General features: G+C 45.0%; 1 pseudogene. It reads left to right on the plus strand.

What is annotated here, in order from left to right:
* Window positions 1-380, plus strand: a pseudogene (locus CBI42_RS13365) (transposase); the annotation flags it as partial.

The raw sequence follows: 380 nt of genomic DNA on the forward strand, positions 1-380 counted from the left end.
CCCGGTGATTTCCCAGAATGGCGGTCAGTTTACAACTATTACAAAATTTGGTCAACTAAAGCTGAGCCTACGGCTGATTCTTTATTGGAACAAGTTTTAAAAAAATTGTCATTGCTCGGCGAACTTACCAAGGACGTTCAGCTTTAACTTCCTTTATTATCGTTGACGCTCAGAGCGTCAAAAACACCGCTACTGCTGAAAACAAAGGTTACGACGCTGGTAAGAAAATCTCGGGGATTAAGCGCCATCTGGCAGTTGATATCAATGGCTTTCCGCAGGCCATTCACATGACGCGAGCGAACGTCTCTGATCGAGACGGGGCCAGTGCAATGATCGCTTTACATGCCATGCATTTACGCCAGGTTCAAAATGTCTTAGTT

The organism is Streptococcus sp. KR (genome assembly GCF_002238115.1).
In the GTDB taxonomy this organism is placed as follows: domain Bacteria; phylum Bacillota; class Bacilli; order Lactobacillales; family Streptococcaceae; genus Streptococcus.